Source organism: Halobacillus andaensis, assembly GCF_014636475.1.
Classification (GTDB): domain Bacteria; phylum Bacillota; class Bacilli; order Bacillales; family Halobacillaceae; genus Halobacillus_A; species Halobacillus_A andaensis.
Genome location: NZ_BMEL01000003.1, coordinates 33,833 through 49,401, shown reverse-complemented (window position 1 = coordinate 49,401; position 15,569 = coordinate 33,833). Strand labels below are relative to the sequence as shown.

At 40.9% G+C, this 15,569-nt stretch carries 17 protein-coding genes and 1 other annotated feature; of the genes, 15 read left to right on the top strand and 2 right to left on the bottom strand.

What is annotated here, in order from left to right:
- Positions 1-3 precede the first annotated feature (3 nt).
- From IEV27_RS11545 to IEV27_RS11525, 5 genes are all read left to right on the top strand, one after another.
- Entirely contained in the window at positions 4-441 is a 438-nt protein-coding gene (locus IEV27_RS11545) for a PTS mannitol transporter subunit IIA (RefSeq protein ID WP_188377654.1), read from the top strand.
- Positions 442-1,581, top strand: coding sequence for a mannitol-1-phosphate 5-dehydrogenase (locus IEV27_RS11540; protein WP_188377653.1), 1,140 nt, complete (start codon positions 442-444; stop codon positions 1,579-1,581).
- A 268-nt stretch (positions 1,582-1,849) separates the two neighbouring features.
- Positions 1,850-2,560, top strand: coding sequence for a metallophosphoesterase family protein (locus IEV27_RS11535; RefSeq protein ID WP_188377652.1), 711 nt, complete (start codon positions 1,850-1,852; stop codon positions 2,558-2,560).
- Between the two features lie 36 nt (positions 2,561-2,596).
- Complete coding sequence (locus tag IEV27_RS11530) at positions 2,597-3,406, top strand: multinuclear nonheme iron-dependent oxidase (protein WP_188377651.1); 810 nt, start codon at positions 2,597-2,599, stop codon at positions 3,404-3,406.
- 136 nt (positions 3,407-3,542) lie between these two features.
- Positions 3,543-3,737, top strand: a complete 195-nt coding sequence (locus tag IEV27_RS11525; RefSeq protein ID WP_188377650.1) for a hypothetical protein — start codon at positions 3,543-3,545, stop codon at positions 3,735-3,737.
- A gap of 64 nt (positions 3,738-3,801) precedes the next feature.
- Here the strand turns inward: IEV27_RS11525 and IEV27_RS11520 are convergent, their stop codons facing one another.
- Entirely contained in the window at positions 3,802-5,217 is a 1,416-nt protein-coding gene (locus IEV27_RS11520) for an MDR family MFS transporter (RefSeq protein ID WP_188377649.1), read from the bottom strand.
- A 185-nt stretch (positions 5,218-5,402) separates the two neighbouring features.
- Here IEV27_RS11520 and IEV27_RS11515 point away from each other — a divergent pair, with 185 nt between their 5' ends.
- The 7 genes from IEV27_RS11515 to IEV27_RS11485 all read left to right on the top strand — a co-directional run bounded on the left by IEV27_RS11515 (position 5,403) and on the right by IEV27_RS11485 (position 11,725).
- The gene (locus tag IEV27_RS11515) at positions 5,403-6,140 is read left to right on the top strand and encodes a class I SAM-dependent methyltransferase (RefSeq protein ID WP_188377648.1); all 738 of its coding nucleotides are present in this window, start codon (positions 5,403-5,405) and stop codon (positions 6,138-6,140) included.
- 100 nt (positions 6,141-6,240) lie between these two features.
- Positions 6,241-6,387 (top strand): NUDIX hydrolase, encoded by a 147-nt coding sequence (locus IEV27_RS11510; RefSeq protein WP_188377647.1) that lies wholly within the window; start codon positions 6,241-6,243, stop codon positions 6,385-6,387.
- A 544-nt stretch (positions 6,388-6,931) separates the two neighbouring features.
- Complete coding sequence (locus IEV27_RS11505; protein ID WP_188378242.1) at positions 6,932-7,489, top strand: NAD(P)H-dependent oxidoreductase; 558 nt, start codon at positions 6,932-6,934, stop codon at positions 7,487-7,489.
- A 97-nt stretch (positions 7,490-7,586) separates the two neighbouring features.
- On the top strand, positions 7,587-7,916 hold the full coding sequence (locus IEV27_RS11500; protein WP_188377646.1) for a four-helix bundle copper-binding protein: 330 nt from the start codon (positions 7,587-7,589) through the stop codon (positions 7,914-7,916).
- Between the two features lie 199 nt (positions 7,917-8,115).
- Positions 8,116-8,333: a binding site (T-box leader), on the top strand.
- 61 nt (positions 8,334-8,394) lie between these two features.
- Positions 8,395-9,633 carry an argininosuccinate synthase gene (locus IEV27_RS11495; protein ID WP_188377645.1) on the top strand — a complete coding sequence of 413 codons (1,239 nt, stop codon included), beginning with the start codon at positions 8,395-8,397 and terminating at the stop codon, positions 9,631-9,633.
- A complete protein-coding gene (argH, locus tag IEV27_RS11490; protein WP_188377644.1) occupies positions 9,626-10,999 on the top strand; it encodes an argininosuccinate lyase in 1,374 nt (457 codons plus the stop codon). Before IEV27_RS11495 ends, argH begins: the two co-directional genes overlap by 8 nt.
- Before the next feature lie 384 nt (positions 11,000-11,383).
- Positions 11,384-11,725 (top strand): hypothetical protein, encoded by a 342-nt coding sequence (locus tag IEV27_RS11485; protein WP_188377643.1) that lies wholly within the window; start codon positions 11,384-11,386, stop codon positions 11,723-11,725.
- Positions 11,726-11,825: 100 nt separating this feature from the next.
- On the opposite strand, the gene IEV27_RS11480 is transcribed toward IEV27_RS11485, so the two are convergent.
- Positions 11,826-13,013: a M14 family metallopeptidase gene (locus IEV27_RS11480; protein WP_188377642.1), complete on the bottom strand. Its 1,188-nt coding sequence runs from the start codon at positions 13,011-13,013 to the stop codon at positions 11,826-11,828.
- A gap of 128 nt (positions 13,014-13,141) precedes the next feature.
- On the opposite strand from IEV27_RS11480, the gene IEV27_RS11475 reads away from it, so the two are divergent.
- The 3 genes from IEV27_RS11475 (at position 13,142) to IEV27_RS11465 (ending at position 15,555) form a co-directional block, all read left to right on the top strand.
- Positions 13,142-14,314, top strand: coding sequence for a DEAD/DEAH box helicase (locus IEV27_RS11475; RefSeq protein WP_188377641.1), 1,173 nt, complete (start codon positions 13,142-13,144; stop codon positions 14,312-14,314).
- 137 nt (positions 14,315-14,451) lie between these two features.
- Positions 14,452-15,093 (top strand): class I SAM-dependent DNA methyltransferase, encoded by a 642-nt coding sequence (locus tag IEV27_RS11470; protein ID WP_188377640.1) that lies wholly within the window; start codon positions 14,452-14,454, stop codon positions 15,091-15,093.
- Between the two features lie 3 nt (positions 15,094-15,096).
- Positions 15,097-15,555 (top strand): S-ribosylhomocysteine lyase, encoded by a 459-nt coding sequence (locus tag IEV27_RS11465; protein ID WP_188377639.1) that lies wholly within the window; start codon positions 15,097-15,099, stop codon positions 15,553-15,555.
- The last annotated feature ends 14 nt before the right edge of the window (positions 15,556-15,569 follow it).

Genomic DNA, 15,569 nt, shown 5'->3' with positions numbered 1-15,569 from the left:
TGTATGTCTGAAAATATTTTAACAACCAACAATATCGAACTAAACGTAGGATTAAGCAACAAAGAGGAAGCGATTCGTTTTACTGGGAAAATCCTGCAAGACCAAGGATATGTCTCTTCTGACTATATTGATGAAATGTTAAAGCGGGAAGAATTAACATCTACGTTTATGGGTAATCAAGTTGCTATTCCTCATGGAACGGAGGATGCAAAAAAATCTGTAAAAGAAACTGGCATTTCAATTGTTACAGTACCTGATGGGGTAGATTTTGGGGACGGAAATATTGTGAAACTTTTGATCGGGATTGCTGGTAAAGGGGACGACCATTTAGAAGTACTTTCCCAAATCGCCATTGTGTGCTCCGAAGAAGAGAATATTGATAAGATTCTAGCTGCAGATACGAAAGAGGACGTTCTAGCTATTTTTAATGAGGTGAGCTAAATGAAAGCTATTCATTTTGGAGCTGGCAATATTGGACGAGGATTTATTGGGATGCTATTGGATCAATCTGGGTATGAAACAATCTTTGTTGATGTAAATGATCAAGTGATTGAAGCTTTAAATCGTGAAAAATCGTATGACGTTCGTTTAGCCGGTGCTGATCAAGTGGTAAACGTAAAAAACGTATCGGGTATAAACAGTAAGTATGATGAAGACGATATCATCAAGCTGATCACCGAAGCAGATTTAATTACAACAGCGGTTGGGGCAAATATTCTCCCCATCGTAGCCCCAGTGATCTCAAAAGGGCTGCAGAGACGTTTAGAAACGAATAAGACACCGTTAAATATAATCGCTTGTGAAAATATGATTGGCGGCAGCTCTGAACTAATGGAACATGTGTATAAACATTTACGTCAGGGAGAACAAAGGGATTGCGATCGACTATACGGCTTTCCAAATGCGGCAGTCGATCGAATCGTACCTGATCAAAAGCATGAGAATCCTTTAACCGTTGAAGTAGAGCCTTTTTATGAATGGGTTGTAGAAACAAAAGACATTAAAGGTGAGCAGCCAAATGTAACAGGAATCACTTATGTAGAAGATCTTACCCCCTATATCGAACGTAAGCTGTTCACTGTGAATACAGGGCATGCAGCAGCGGCTTATTTAGGGCGCCAGCACGGCCTGGAAACGATAAAAGAAGCGATGGACGATGAAACAGTCGTCGAGAAAGTTCGCGGCACGTTATCGGAAACGGGTGCAGTATTAATTGAAAAATATCAATTCAAACGTGAGGATCACGAGGCCTACACGAATAAAATTATTGAACGCTTTAAAAATCCAAGTATTTCAGATGAAGTCACCCGTGTTGGGAGAGGACCGAAACGTAAGCTGGGACCTAAGGATCGTTTAATTCGTCCATCTGTAGAATATGTAGACCTGATTCAAAAAGAACCTGTCTATTTGTCAGGCGTCATTGCAGCGGCTCTTCAGTTTAACGATCCAAACGATGAGGAATCACGTGAACTTCAGCAGTCTATCAAAGATAAAGGCGAAATCCCTACGCTGCTTCAAGTGTCTGAATTGCCTGAGAATCATCCCGTCGTAAAGCTTGTAGAACAACACTTTAATCATTAAATAAGGAAGCAAGGTATACATAACCAGCGTATACCTTGCTTTTTTTGTTTAGGTTTTATAGGGTGGAAAATCACCTCGGTTGTCATCTGTGAAGTCTCTTCCTATACTTGTCTCCTTCATTATTTATCGTAAACTATCAACACTGAAATTTACCAAAGGTAAAAGATTAAGAGCGAGCAGGAAAACAGCCTAACTTTAAAGAATTGTAGAGTGTAGGTAATTATTTAGGGTATTAGAATATAAATGAATGAGCAAGGTGGAATAGAGCATGACAAAAATTGCAGTAATATCTGATATTCATGGAAATAAAAGCGCATTAGACGCCGTTATAAAAGATATACATCAGAGAGGGATCAAGAGAATCTTTTGCCTGGGAGATTTGATTGGTAAAGGGCCGCAGGGATCAGAATGCATCCAGGTCATTCGTGAAAACTGTGAGAAGGTTGTACGTGGCAATTGGGATGTATTTATACAAAATCCAGCTGAAAATGACTTTATTCGATGGTTTCAAGACCGCCTCACGAAAAACGATTATGATTATTTAGAATCTCTGCCGTTTCATATTGATTTAGAATTAAACGGCCAGCTGCTCAGGTTCTTCCATGCTTCCCCTAGAAGCGAGTTTGAGAGAATTCTTCCTTTCCATTCTATAGAAAAACGCCTCACGATGTTTGAAAACAGTGACCACACGGGAGTGACCCAACCTCCTGATATTGTATTTTACGGGGATGTCCATACTACTTTTTTACATACGTATGAGTGTGGGATCTTATGTAACACAGGAAGTGTGGGCAATTCGTTAGATTTAACCTCTGCTTCTTATGCCATAATCGATGGCTCGTATAACACGAATGCGATTCAATTTATTCGAGTGGACTATGACCGTGAAGCCGAATTAGAGTTATCCCGAAAAGTAGATCTTCCTGCGTATAATAAGTATCGGGATGAACTTCTTCACGCTAAATATCGAAATGCTTAAGTCAACTCCATTTGCCACTAGGAAAGGGGAACTAGAATGAAGTTTGCTATTAATTATTCTCCTGAAGCTCAACAATTAATCGATCAATCAATGATCAATATAGACTTGTTTAAATGTCCGGATTTCGATAAAGGGTTGGTTCAGCAAGCCGAGAAAAGCAGACCCGCCTATGTCCATTTTGATTTAAATGCAGGTCAAGGTAATATGGATTCGATCGATTGGCATCAAGTGGAAGAGTTTCTTAATCAAACCCCTACACCATTTGTAAACTTGCATTTAGTCGCTTACTCTAAAGATTTCCCTTCTATTAGGAGTGACAGCCTTAAGGAAAAAGATATAGAACAAGTGAAAAATCTGGTCATAAAGGATATCCAACAGGTGGTCGAACGATTTGGGGCGGAGCGGGTTATTCTTGAAAATGTAGTCTACCGTGATAAGAACAGTGATATGCTGCAAGCGATCGTAACCCCAGAAGTGATTTGTGATATTGTCTATGAAACAAAGTGCGGGCTGTTATTAGATATTGCTCATGCGCAAATGACGTGCTATTACTCCGGGGAGGATGTGTATACCTATATCAGCCGCTTCCCTGTTGATCGGTTAAAAGAATTGCATATTACAGGCATACAGAAGAAAGATGGGAAATACAAAGATAGTATGCCGATGACTGAAGCCGATTGGAAGCTGGCTGAATGGACCTTAATGAACATAAAACAAGGGGCATGGAGCGAGCCTTGGATCGCTTCTTTTGAATACGGTGGAGTAGGCCCCATTTTCGAATGGCGGACAGATAAAGAAGTAATGAGAGTCCAGGTGCCGAGATTATACAGTTTAGTTGTTAAGTAATCTTAATTCAATGTAATGATAGTGTTACAGTATGTAATTTTTGGTTTTAACTGTAAACTACTGGGTATCTTACCTGTGAAACTACTTTTTAGGAGGATGCCTTATTAATAAGTGGTGGTTAAAAGGTGTTGCCGCGTTGTTTGCTATGACATTATTGGTCGCCTGCGGAGATGAGGAGCCTGTAGAGGAAGATGAGATGGAGGATATGGAAGAAAACGAAGACGATGGTATGGAAGATGACGGATCAGAAGAAGAGAATATGGAAGACGATGAAATGGACGAAGATGATGACATGAATGAAGATGAAGAAGATTCCGATGAAGATGGGTAATTGGAGAGTATAAGTAAAGCACGAGAAAACGATGGTGATCGTTCTCTCGTGCTATTTTTGTGCATTATTTTTGCCGGGCATCCCATTCTTCATCAGTGGGTGGAGAAGTTCTTCTTACAAATATTGATAATATTAATGCGATAAAGGTTAACGCAGTGACCACCATAAATGCAAAGTTCACCCCGAAAATTTCCGGTGTTTCGGTTGTCTGCTGCTGTTCAGCGGTCATAGCTGTTGTGGTCATCACCGTTACAAGAATCGCAGTACCGACCGATGCTGCAATCTGTCGCATCGTATTATTCATCGCTGCTCCGTGAGGGATAAGTTTAGGAGGCAGTTCATTTAGTCCAGCAGTTGTTACAGGCATCATCACCATAGAAAGTCCGAACATCCGAATGGCGTAGGCAATCATAAGGTAAGATAATGAAGTTTCTGTATCAAGCAATCCTAGAGCAAGAGACGAGCCCGTCATTATCGTAAGACCAACGATGGCAAGTGAGCGGGCACCGATCCGGTCAAAAATCCTTCCTGTAATAGGCGACATCAACCCGGAAATGAGCGCTCCCGGTAATAAGACTAAGCCCGATTCTAAGGCCGTAAAGTTTCTCATGTTTTGCATGTATAATGGAATTAATGTTTCAGCTCCGATTAATCCCATAAAGCTGACCATACCAATGATCGTTGTAATCGTAAATGTCCGTAGTTTAAATACACGAAACTCAAGCATCGGGTGGTGCATACGCAGCTGACGAAGAATAAAGATGAATAGGATGATTGTCCCTGCAGCTAAAGTGCCAATTGTAATCGGACTGTCCCAGCCATTATTTCCGGCGCTCGTAAATCCATATAACAATCCACCAAACCCAAAGGAAGATAAAATAATAGAAATAGGATCGACTTTAGGGTTTTTAAGTTCGGTAACATTTCTTAGGATTTTATACGCGATGACGATCATTATAATGGTTAGCGGGAATATGAACCAAAATAGATAGCGCCATGAGTAATTTGCGGTAACCCAGCCTGATAGTGTTGGGCCAATCGCAGGCGCAAAAGAAATGACAAGCCCAATGTAACCCATGGCGGCTCCTCTCTTTTCAACAGGGAAAATGAGAAGGAAGACGGTTTGCATTAAGGGCAGCATCACACCGGCCCCAGCCGATTGGATAATTCGTCCAGTTAATAGTACAGGGAAATTAGTGGCAAGCCCTCCGACTATTGTACCTGCAGCAAAGACTCCCATTGCCGTCATAAAGAGCTGCCTTGTCGTGAATTTTTCAATTAAGAATGCGCTGATTGGAATCATAATCCCATTAACAAGCATAAAGACAGTGGTTAACCACTGGCCTGTGTTAGCTGTTATATTCATTTCCTCCATAATAGGAGGGATTGCCGTAATCATAAGTGTCTGGTTTAAAATGGTAATAAATGAACCAGAAATTAATAAAGCAGCAATTAATACTTTGCTGTAATTTTGTGCCATAGCTAGTCCTCCTCTATGTAAAACGGAAATCTATAAGACTCTCATTATTTAGTGACCTAATGAAAAATTATACTCCTAGAATTTGTGTGTGACAAATATGATGATTATCTTTTTATAGATTAGGAAGGACTTACAGAGTCAACGTCGAATGGGGAGGAAGAAGAACAGAAGGAGGGAGTTACTTCATGGAATATAAAGGTTCATCCGTTTATGATCAGAATGAATTTTTTACTACATATTTAAAACGAAGAAACCGGAAAGAGAGTCCTAATCATTCAATAGAAGAACCCGTCTTCAATGAACTGCTTGGTAAGGTGATAGGTAAGAACATACTAGATTTGGGGTGTGGTGATGGACGATTTGGACAGGAATTAGTAAATAGAGGCTGTGCCTGGTACTTGGGGGTTGATGATTCAGCTAATATGATGAAAGTTGCCAAAGCTAATCTAGAGGGCGTTAACGGAGATGTAATACGTTCGTCTTTAGAGGATTGGGAATATCGGGAGGAAGCCTTTGATCTCGTGATCTCCCGGTTAGTTTTTCATTATATAAAAGACCTTCAAAACGTACTCCATAAAATCCAACGAACTCTTCGGGCGGGTGGAAGGCTCGTATTCTCTGTTCAACACCCTGTCCTTACATCTTCCATGAAAAGTGCGGGTAAGGAGGGGAAACGTTCCGATTGGATTGTTGACGATTATTTTAAAACGGGCAAGCGCACAGAACCTTGGATTCAGCACCACGTCGTTAAGTATCATCGCACGTTTGAGGATTATTTTTACCTTCTTCAGCAAACAGGGTTTCGTGTGACCGATGTGAGAGAGGGAAAACCAAGCAGTCACCTTTTAGAGGAAGCGGAATATGAACGACGCACGAGAATTCCTTTATTTCTAATGTTCGCATGCGAAAAGCGAGGGAGTTAAAAGGACTACAGAAGCAGCTGGTACCGTTGTGTGGGGAGTATAAAAGGAGAACGTAGGAAAAACGTAGGAGTTACCCAGAGGTAAAGAATGGAGTGAATCTATGGAAGAAACAGTTAAAAGAGAAGTGTACGAGCAAACAGGAGTGGAGTTAGGAAAGATGGATTTGTATGATATATACTCTGAGCCTGATAAGGATAAAATAGTTTCTAATGGCGATCAGGCGCTTTTGTACAAGTTCTTTTTATAAGTAAAGAGTTCAGAGGTGAAGTAGTAGAGTGTAAGGATGAATCAATTGCGACACAATTTTTTTAAAACCCATCTTTCCAATCATATTTTCCATGAACTAAAAATGATAGGCGACTTCCTTTCCAACCGTGGATTTCCCATTATAGGTTAACGAGCGGCTAATAGTTTAGGCTGTTGACTAATCTTTCGTAAGATGTACAGTTGTTCCTGCTTCGATAACATCCTCCAGTTGCTTACTTTAATTTTCACTTAAATCTCCTCCATGGATAGATTTAATTGCTATATATTAGCTTATACCGTCTTTTCACACTTTTTAAACAACAAAAATTTCTACAATGTTCGCATGAGAATAGGAATACCACATCATTCATCACTTCGCAGCGAAACTAAGAACACGATATCCAGGTGCGCCAATCTAGAACCATTAATAGAAGTAGAAGAGGTAAATGATAATAATGAAGAGAGCTTTAAAAGCTGAACGCCTCGCAAGAGAAAAACTCCTTGCATACTTTCAAGGGAGTCAGCATGAGAAAGGATGAGCAGCTATTTCAAAATTATTAATAATCAATGGCCATGAATATTATGATCATTCCAGAGGTGAACTCAATCACACGTTATTTCATTTTCTATGTGAACATTTTAAACGTCGCCACGAGGTTAAAAAAACGATTATCCAAAATGGATATGAAAAGAAAGAAGAGCAAGAGAAGGTGAAGTGGGCAGACATCGTGATCTATCAAACGCCAATCTACTGTTATAGTGTGCCTGCTTTATTTAAGAAGTACTTTGATGAAGTCCATGAATATGGTGTATTTTTTGAAGGCAACAAAGCGCAGTATGGAACAGGTGGTTTGCTTCATGGGAAAAAGTATATGTTTTCTACAACGTGGAATGCTCCAGCTGAAGCGTTTGAGGATCGGACGCAATTTTTTGAAGGTAGAAGTGTAGAGGACACGTTATTTCCATTGCATCTTGTCCATAAATACGTGGGAATGAAACCGATTAAAACATTCGCTTGCTTTAACGTGAAAAAAGAACCTTCGATCCATAGGTATCTAGACGATTTAGAAAAACATTTGGAAGATTATATTGAAAATGCATAATATCTGCACATTTACTGGGGAAGCATAAAGTAGGGTTTAACCTATCCCGAAGTCGGAAAATAGGTTTATACAACTACTTTTATTTAGGAGGATGATTATGTCTCACTTAAAGTATCAATCGGCTATTGAAAAATTACATGAATGTATGGAAGCGTGTAACCATTGCTATGACGCTTGTTTACAAGAAGATGATGTGAAGATGATGGCTGAATGTATCCGTACAGATCGCGAATGTGCCGATATCTGCAGTTTTCTAGAACAAGCGTTAACGAGAGGAACTCCTTTTGTGTCTGAATTAGCTGAAGCATGTGCAAAGATTTGTGAAGCGTGCGGAAATGAATGTAAGAAGCATGATCATGATCATTGCCAGAAGTGTGCGGAAGCTTGCTACGCATGTGCAGAAGAATGCAAGAAGCTCGTCGCATAAAATACAGGTATTTAAAAAGAAGCGAATTCAATTCGCTTCTTTTTTATTTTGCTTAATTTAGGAAGGGAACACTTACTCGTGCACCACTCAAGGAACCAAAACTCTTATAAAAAAATTCTAAGTAAACCGTTGACTTCTAAAAATATCTATGTATAATTATAAACAATTAGTAATAAACATACAGAAACGAACACGAAAAAAAGATTCTATGATGAAGAGAGTAAATGTATAAAGAATGACAGCGAATCAGGGGTGGTGGAAGCCTGATATTCGAAATACGTTGAAACGCACTTCTGAGAAGTTCTGGTGAATGAGTAGTAGTCAGAGCCGGGAGCACCCGTTATCAGCATACGAGTTGGTCTATTTTTCATAGACAATTAGAGTGGTACCGCGGATGTTACGAAGTCCGTCTCTTATGCAAGAAGAGGCGGACTTTTTTGATGGAAAATATACGGAAATATATAAGGAGGCATTTACTATGGCAAAACCAAAAGTAGTATTAGCATATTCAGGCGGATTGGACACATCGATTTCAGTGAAGTGGATTCAAGAGAAATACGGGTACGATGTTATTGCTCTTGGACTTGATGTGGGCGAAGGGAAGGATCTTGAAGCCATTCGTCAAAAAGCGCTTGATGTTGGGGCTATTAAGGCGATCATGGTAGATGCAAAGGAAATGTTGGCCAATGACTATCTGATGCCAGCCCTTAAAGCAAACGCGCTTTATGAAGGGAAATATCCATTATCTTCAGCGCTGTCTCGTCCTTTAATTTCTAAACTTCTAGTTGATGTGGCAGAGCAAGAAGGTGCAGTAGCTGTAGCTCATGGCTGTACAGGTAAAGGGAATGATCAGGTAAGATTCGAAGTATCCATTCAAGCGTTAAATCCTGACTTGGAAGTGATTGCTCCGGTAAGAGAATGGGGTATGACACGTGATGAGCAAATTAAGTATGCAGAAGAAAAAGGGATTCCGATTCCTGTTAATCTAGAAAATCCATTCTCTATTGATGCGAACATCTGGGGACGTGCCTGCGAAGCAGGTGTGCTTGAAGATCCTTGGATGGAAGCACCTGAAGCAGCATACGCTTGGACGAATCCAATTGAGAAAACACCTGATACTCCAGATACGATTGAAATCGAGTTCGATCAAGGCATTCCTGTCGCGCTGGATGGGCAGCCGATGGATCTTGTACCGCTTATTGAGAAGCTAAACGACTTAGGCGGTATGCATGGAGTTGGACGTATCGATCATACAGAAAACCGTCTCGTTGGAATTAAATCCAGAGAAGTTTATGAAAATCCAGCAGCCATGATTTTAATCAATGCGCATAAAGAGCTTGAGTTTATTACGTTAACAAGAGAAGTTTCTCAATATAAAGTAAACGTTGAACAGCAGATGTCCAAAATGATTTACGACGGTCTATGGTATTCCCCACTTCAGCCGGCGCTTCAAGCGTTTGTAGAAGAAACACAGCAAGTAGTTACAGGAACGGTTAAAGTGAAGCTATTTAAAGGCCATTACAATGTAGTTGGTAAGAAATCTCCAGTTAGTCTTTATAACGAAGAGCTTTCCACTTATTCAAAAGATGATGCATTTGATCACGATGCAGCTGTTGGATTCATTAAACTATGGGGACTGCCGACAAAAGTGAATGCAGATGTGCATAAAGCAAAAGAAATTAAAGCAAAGAAAGTGCCGGTGAGTGTGAATGAGTAAGCTTTGGGGCGGAAGATTTACGAAACCGACGGATAAGCTGGTCGAAGAGTATACCTCTTCGATCGGCTTTGACGTTAAACTAGCATTACAAGATATTCAAGGCAGCAAAGCGCACGTAGAAATGCTGGGAAAGTGCAGCATCATTTCTGAGGATGAAGCGGCTCAGATAAAAGAAGGGCTGCAGACGATTGAGAAAAAAATCGAGAATGATGATGTGGAATTTTCTGTAGAAGATGAAGACATTCACATGAATATTGAAAAACTGCTTATTGAGGAGATTGGCCCTGTGGGAGGTAAGCTCCATACAGGAAGAAGCCGTAATGATCAAGTAGCTACAGATATGCACTTATATTTAAAAGAGAAAACGAAGCAGCTTATCGGATTAGTGGAAGCTGTTCAGAAATCGTTGGCCGATCAAGCAGAACAGCACGTCGATACCATTATTCCTGGGTATACGCACTTGCAGCGTGCCCAGCCTGTTTCATTTGCTCATCACTTGTTAGCGTATTTCTGGATGTTTGAGCGTGACAAAGAACGTCTTCAAGATAGCATGAAACGAATTGATTGGTCTCCACTTGGGGCTGCAGCGCTTGCGGGGACGCCTTACCCGGTCGATCGAAAGATGACAGCTGAGGCGCTCGGATTTGAGAACGTTTATCCAAACTCTTTAGACGCCGTCAGCGATCGTGATTTTATTCTCGAATTCTTGTCGATCTCATCCATTTTAATCACCCATATTTCCAGACTTTCTGAGGAGTTAATTCTTTGGAGCAGCCAGGAGTTTAATTTTGTTGAATTAGATGATGCATTTTGTACAGGATCCAGCATCATGCCTCAAAAGAAAAACCCTGATGTGCCGGAACTTCTTCGTGGGAAGACAGGTCGGATTTATGGCAATTTAATGGGATTACTTACGTTGCTTAAAGGTCTTCCGCTTGCCTATAACAAGGATATGCAGGAGGACAAGGAAGGCATGTTTGACACGGTAGAAACCTTAGATGGGGCGCTTTCTTTATTGGCTCCTATGCTGGCTTCTATGGAAGTAAAGGGAGCGAATATGCGTCAGGCGGTCAATGAGGATTACTCTAACGCTACAGACATCGCTGATTATTTAGCGGTTAAAGGGCTGCCGTTCCGTGAAGCTCATTCAGTCATCGGTCAGGTTGTACTGTATGCAATTGAGCAAGGCAAGTATTTACTTGATTTAAAGCTTGAAGAATATCAGCAGTTCTCCGAGTTGTTTGAAAAAGACATTTATGAAAAATTAGCGCCGGATCATGTCGTAGCTGCTCGTGCAAGTGAGGGCGGAACTGGGTTTGAACAGGTGAAGGAACAACTTGCACTTGCTAAGAAGCATATCAATTAATTGGAAAACCTCTTTCGTTTGAAAGAGGTTTTCAGGCTTTTGAAAAAGCTTAGACGGTTTAATCTCAGTTTATAGGATGGTTCCTTCCTATTGGTATAGAGAAAAGGAACAGGAAAAAGCGCCGCTTTCCGAGGAAGCTGAGGCCGTGCCCACGGAAAGCGGAGCATTTTGACGGAGCGAAGGTAAAAAAACTTTCCCTAACATAAATAATCCGAACTGATTTTAATAGAATCATTCGGGTTATTTTATGCTTTATTCAATTTTGTCCCGGTCTCTTTTTCGTCTAATCAGATAGTTAGCTTTTCTAAAGTTATAGTTCATGTTATTTGGGGAATAGTGTAAGTAATGAATCGAATCTCATGGATAAAGGAGAGGATTAGACCGATGACAAAGCATATTGAGGCTTTTTTCAAAACGGAAAATGATGCAGAAAGTGCAAAGGCTGAACTGCAGAAGCTTTCTATATCGAATCAATTTGTGGAGCCGATCCCGGAGGAATCTCGTTTAACAGGAATTGTTCCGGTGCTAAACCAAGGTACAACAGCCGGAGTAGCTGGTTTTAGAGATTTTATTAAACCTAACAAAAGCACGTCTGAAGATGATACGCCGCCGGATACAGGTCATTTGACGCATTTGCTTCATTTTGATGTAGATAAAGATGATTATAATGATGCGCTGGCTATTTTAAAAACGCATGACGGCCATATGGATAAGGATAAAATATAAGATGAGAAAAGCGATGCTCACAAATGAAATGGTGTGCATCGCTTTATTTGTTGATATAGTAAAGTTCTCCCTCAAACTGAGAGGATCGCCCCTTCCGATCCTACATATACATACTCGCTAAAAAGATCCCGAGCGTTTTTTGATAAATCTCATCAAACTGAGTAATCGGCAAAGGGTTGATTCCCTGGCCAAGCTCCACCGTGAACCCCGGCTCTCGAAAGTCTTGTATAAACCAGTCTTTATAGCCAGCGAAGCTATCGACATAACGAATAGGTTCGTAGCCGCTTACTCTTGAAAACTCATTCACAATTTCACGGGCTCTTGGTGGTTCAAGGTTTTCAAATCCCCAGTAAATGACTTCTCCTTGAGTGTGGAAGGCGAGCATCTTTTCAAAATTTAATTCTCCAGCTAATTCGGCCATGGCGACGCTTTCTGGTTCCGTTAGGGGTGCATATCCTGGAAAATCTCTAGGAGCTGGTTGTTTAGGTTTACGCTCTGCTTCAATTTCCCACTTGGCTGGGAATTGGTTGTTTAAGTCTACACCGCGTATGTTCGCTTTCCATCCGCTAAAATCAGTACTTCCTCCATTGATTTTCAAAGCTTCTTCCCCGAAGGAGCCGTCTGGTGGTCCGTTTAAGACAAGGTCCACACCGTCAGGGTCCACCATTGGCACGATCGATAAAGTGACTTGATCGTAGAAAGGGAACATGATTCGTCCGCGTATCGTCTCATTATTCGTAAGTGCTAATAAATAGGTGTTTATGAATTCCATGATCACTGATGTAGTAATCCATTCATAGGCATGAAAGGCACCGTTCCAATGTACGACTTTTTCCCCATTGCCAATTTGAACTTCAATTAATTCTTTGCCCATCACGCTGTTTCCAATCGTTCGCCTTCTCATAAATGGGTAAAGCTGTCCTAATGCTTCTAAATCACCAGCCAGTATTTGAGAATCATAGTTTTGACGGGGGTTGATTATGGCAGTGGTGACGCGTTTAGGAATATTAACCGTCTGCCCAATTTGCAAAGCGTTTGGGTTTACGCCGGGATTAACTAAAAATAAACCATCAATGGAGATGCGGTTTCTTGTTGCAATTTTATAAAAAGAATCTCCTTGCAAAATGGTGTAACGCTGCAGTCGATAGCCGGGAATTTGAATGGTTTGTCCGATGGATAACATCGATGGATTAATGGTTGGGTTGGAATTAATAATAAGAGGCAGAGGGACATTAAAGGTGTTGGAATAAGACCATAAGGAGTCGCCTCCCCTTACTTGTACGTCCATTGACGACCAACCTCCTCATCATAGGGTTTATCTATACTATATGGGCTTTTGAAAATAAAAATGTTCATTAATTGGTGATTCGCGGTACAATAAGAGGATGGATGTATATTAGGAAAGTAGTGAATAAAATGAAAAACTTTAAAGATATAGGAATAGAAGAGCAGTTACGAGTGAAGTTGAAACACCAGGGGCTGACAGTTCCTACTCCGGTTCAGGAGCAGGCTGTTCCTCTTTTACTTGATGGAAAAGATGTAGTCGCTAAAGCACAAACAGGGACGGGGAAAACACTTGCTTTTCTTTTGCCTCTTTTACAAAAAATAGATCCAAGTATTCCAGAGGTGCAGGGGTTAATCGTCACACCAACACGTGAGTTAGCTTTGCAAATTACGAATGAAGTTGAAAAGCTTCGCCCAGAAGAAGCGGGTGTGCTGGCTGTATATGGTGGACAGGATGTGGCTAAGCAAGCGAAGAGATTAAAAGGACGTACTCATATCGTAGTGGCAACTCCTGGAAGGTTGCTGGATCATTTACGGAGAGAGACGATTTCACTTGCAGCCGTCGAATATGTCGTTTTGGATGAAGCCGATCAAATGCTTGAAGCTGGGTTTCTGCCTGATGTGACGGAAATCTTTGCTGAAACACCTCCAAAAAGACAGACGAGTGCATTTTCTGCAACGATTTCATCTCAAGTAAAAAGCTTAGCGAATAAGTTTATGAAGAACCCGGAGAAGATTTCGGTTCAAGCTGAAAAAGTAACGCTAGATGAAATCAAGCAGCTTGTCTATGAGACGACAGACCGCGCCAAGCAGGATACTTTAATTCAAATTATGAACGAGCATCGACCGTTTTTAGCCGTGATCTTCTGCCGGACCAAACGAAGAGCGATCAAACTGCACGGAGCATTGAAATCTCACGGTTTTGAAGTGGATGAACTGCACGGGGATTTATCGCAGGCAAAACGTGAAAAAGTCATGCAGTCATTTCGTGATGCAAAGATTCAATATTTGGTAGCTACGGATGTAGCGGCTCGCGGTTTAGATGTTGAAGGTGTCACCCACGTGTTTAACTATGACATTCCTCAGGACGCAGAAAGTTATATCCATCGAATTGGCCGTACGGGACGCGCGGGTGGAAAAGGTCTCGCCATTACGTTTGCTGCTCCAAAGGATAAGCAAGCACTGCGATCGATTGAAAAAGGAATTGGAGAGAAACTGCATCGCCGTACGTTGGCTGGTCTTGCTCCTCGTAAAAAGGAAAAGGACAAAGAAGATGAGCAGCGAAAAAGAAGACGTAGAAAGTAAAAGGCAGAAGCGATATGCTCGCTTCTTTTTTTTGCATTAGAAATGATGAACATTGAGCAGAGAAGTGAAATATGATAAATTAAAGATATAATTCCGAGTTTAATTATAGGAATTATAAGCAATAGGGGATGAGTAGAATGGGTGTTGAGTTTGTCGACCTTTTTAACCAATGGGCGAGCTCTTATGATGAGACAGTTTCTGGCAGTGATCCAGAATACAAGGAAGTTTTTGAAGGTTACGATACGATGCTGCAAGAATTAGCCGATCTTTCTATTTCTCCTGTTCTTGAATTTGGAGTAGGAACTGCTAATTTAACACAGAAAATGATTGCGCAACATAAAGTTGTGGTAGGGATAGAGCCTTCAGAGGAGATGAGAAGAATTGCGAATGTGAAATGTCCGGAAGCTGCCGTATATGCAGGCGATTTTATTCATTTTCCGACATTACAGATGCCTATTCGTTCAATTGTAAGTTCCTTTGCTTTTCATCATCTAAACGAACAAGAGAAAAGGTTAGCCTTAAAAGAATATTATGATAAACTTGAATCAAATGGAGAAGTCATTTTTATAGATACGCTGTTTAAGAATGAAGATTACAAACAGCAATTAATTAACGAAGCGGAACAAAAGGGTTTTATGAACTTAGCTCAAGACTTGAGAGAGGAGTATTATCCGTACTTGGATGACCTTGAACAAATGTTTTTGCAGCTAGGGTTTGAAGTATCTTTTAAACCATTAAACAAATTTGCTTGGTTGATCCAGGCGAGAAAAGGAGAATGATGTATGCCACAAATGAACGTTGAAAGCTTTAACTTGGACCATACGAAAGTAAAAGCACCTTATGTCCGATTAGTAGGGGTGACAGAAGGCGAGCACGGAGACAAAATTTATAAATATGATATCCGAGTAAAGCAGCCGAATAAGGAGCATATGGAAATGCCATCTCTTCACTCGCTTGAGCACCTAATGGCGGAAAAGAGTCGTAATCACCATGACCGCATTATCGATATTGGACCAATGGGTTGTCAAACCGGCTTTTACTTGGCTATTTTAAATGATGACAGCTATGAGAATGTTTTAGAAGTTCTAGAAAACACACTTCAGGACGTACTAGAGGCGGACGAAGTTCCAGCTTGCAACGAAGTTCAATGCGGTTTTGCTGCCAGCCATAGTTTAGAAGGGGCAAAAGAGCTTGCGCGAGAATTGCTTAAGAAGCGTGATGAATGGACGGAAGTCTTTTAACTTTAGAAGGTGAG

Coding starts and splice junctions, on each gene's coding strand:
- IEV27_RS11485 (WP_188377643.1), top strand. CDS start 11,384: ATGACAAAGCATATTGAGGCTTTTTTCAAAACGGAAAATGATGCAGAA.
- IEV27_RS11475 (WP_188377641.1), top strand. CDS start 13,142: ATGAAAAACTTTAAAGATATAGGAATAGAAGAGCAGTTACGAGTGAAG.
- IEV27_RS11470 (WP_188377640.1), top strand. CDS start 14,452: ATGGGTGTTGAGTTTGTCGACCTTTTTAACCAATGGGCGAGCTCTTAT.
- IEV27_RS11535 (WP_188377652.1), top strand. CDS start 1,850: ATGACAAAAATTGCAGTAATATCTGATATTCATGGAAATAAAAGCGCA.
- IEV27_RS11495 (WP_188377645.1), top strand. CDS start 8,395: ATGGCAAAACCAAAAGTAGTATTAGCATATTCAGGCGGATTGGACACA.
- IEV27_RS11510 (WP_188377647.1), top strand. CDS start 6,241: ATGGAAGAAACAGTTAAAAGAGAAGTGTACGAGCAAACAGGAGTGGAG.
- IEV27_RS11515 (WP_188377648.1), top strand. CDS start 5,403: ATGGAATATAAAGGTTCATCCGTTTATGATCAGAATGAATTTTTTACT.
- IEV27_RS11500 (WP_188377646.1), top strand. CDS start 7,587: ATGTCTCACTTAAAGTATCAATCGGCTATTGAAAAATTACATGAATGT.
- IEV27_RS11540 (WP_188377653.1), top strand. CDS start 442: ATGAAAGCTATTCATTTTGGAGCTGGCAATATTGGACGAGGATTTATT.
- IEV27_RS11530 (WP_188377651.1), top strand. CDS start 2,597: ATGAAGTTTGCTATTAATTATTCTCCTGAAGCTCAACAATTAATCGAT.
- IEV27_RS11465 (WP_188377639.1), top strand. CDS start 15,097: ATGCCACAAATGAACGTTGAAAGCTTTAACTTGGACCATACGAAAGTA.
- IEV27_RS11520 (WP_188377649.1), bottom strand. CDS start 5,217: ATGGCACAAAATTACAGCAAAGTATTAATTGCTGCTTTATTAATTTCT.
- argH (WP_188377644.1), top strand. CDS start 9,626: ATGAGTAAGCTTTGGGGCGGAAGATTTACGAAACCGACGGATAAGCTG.
- IEV27_RS11545 (WP_188377654.1), top strand. CDS start 4: ATGTCTGAAAATATTTTAACAACCAACAATATCGAACTAAACGTAGGA.
- IEV27_RS11480 (WP_188377642.1), bottom strand. CDS start 13,013: ATGGACGTACAAGTAAGGGGAGGCGACTCCTTATGGTCTTATTCCAAC.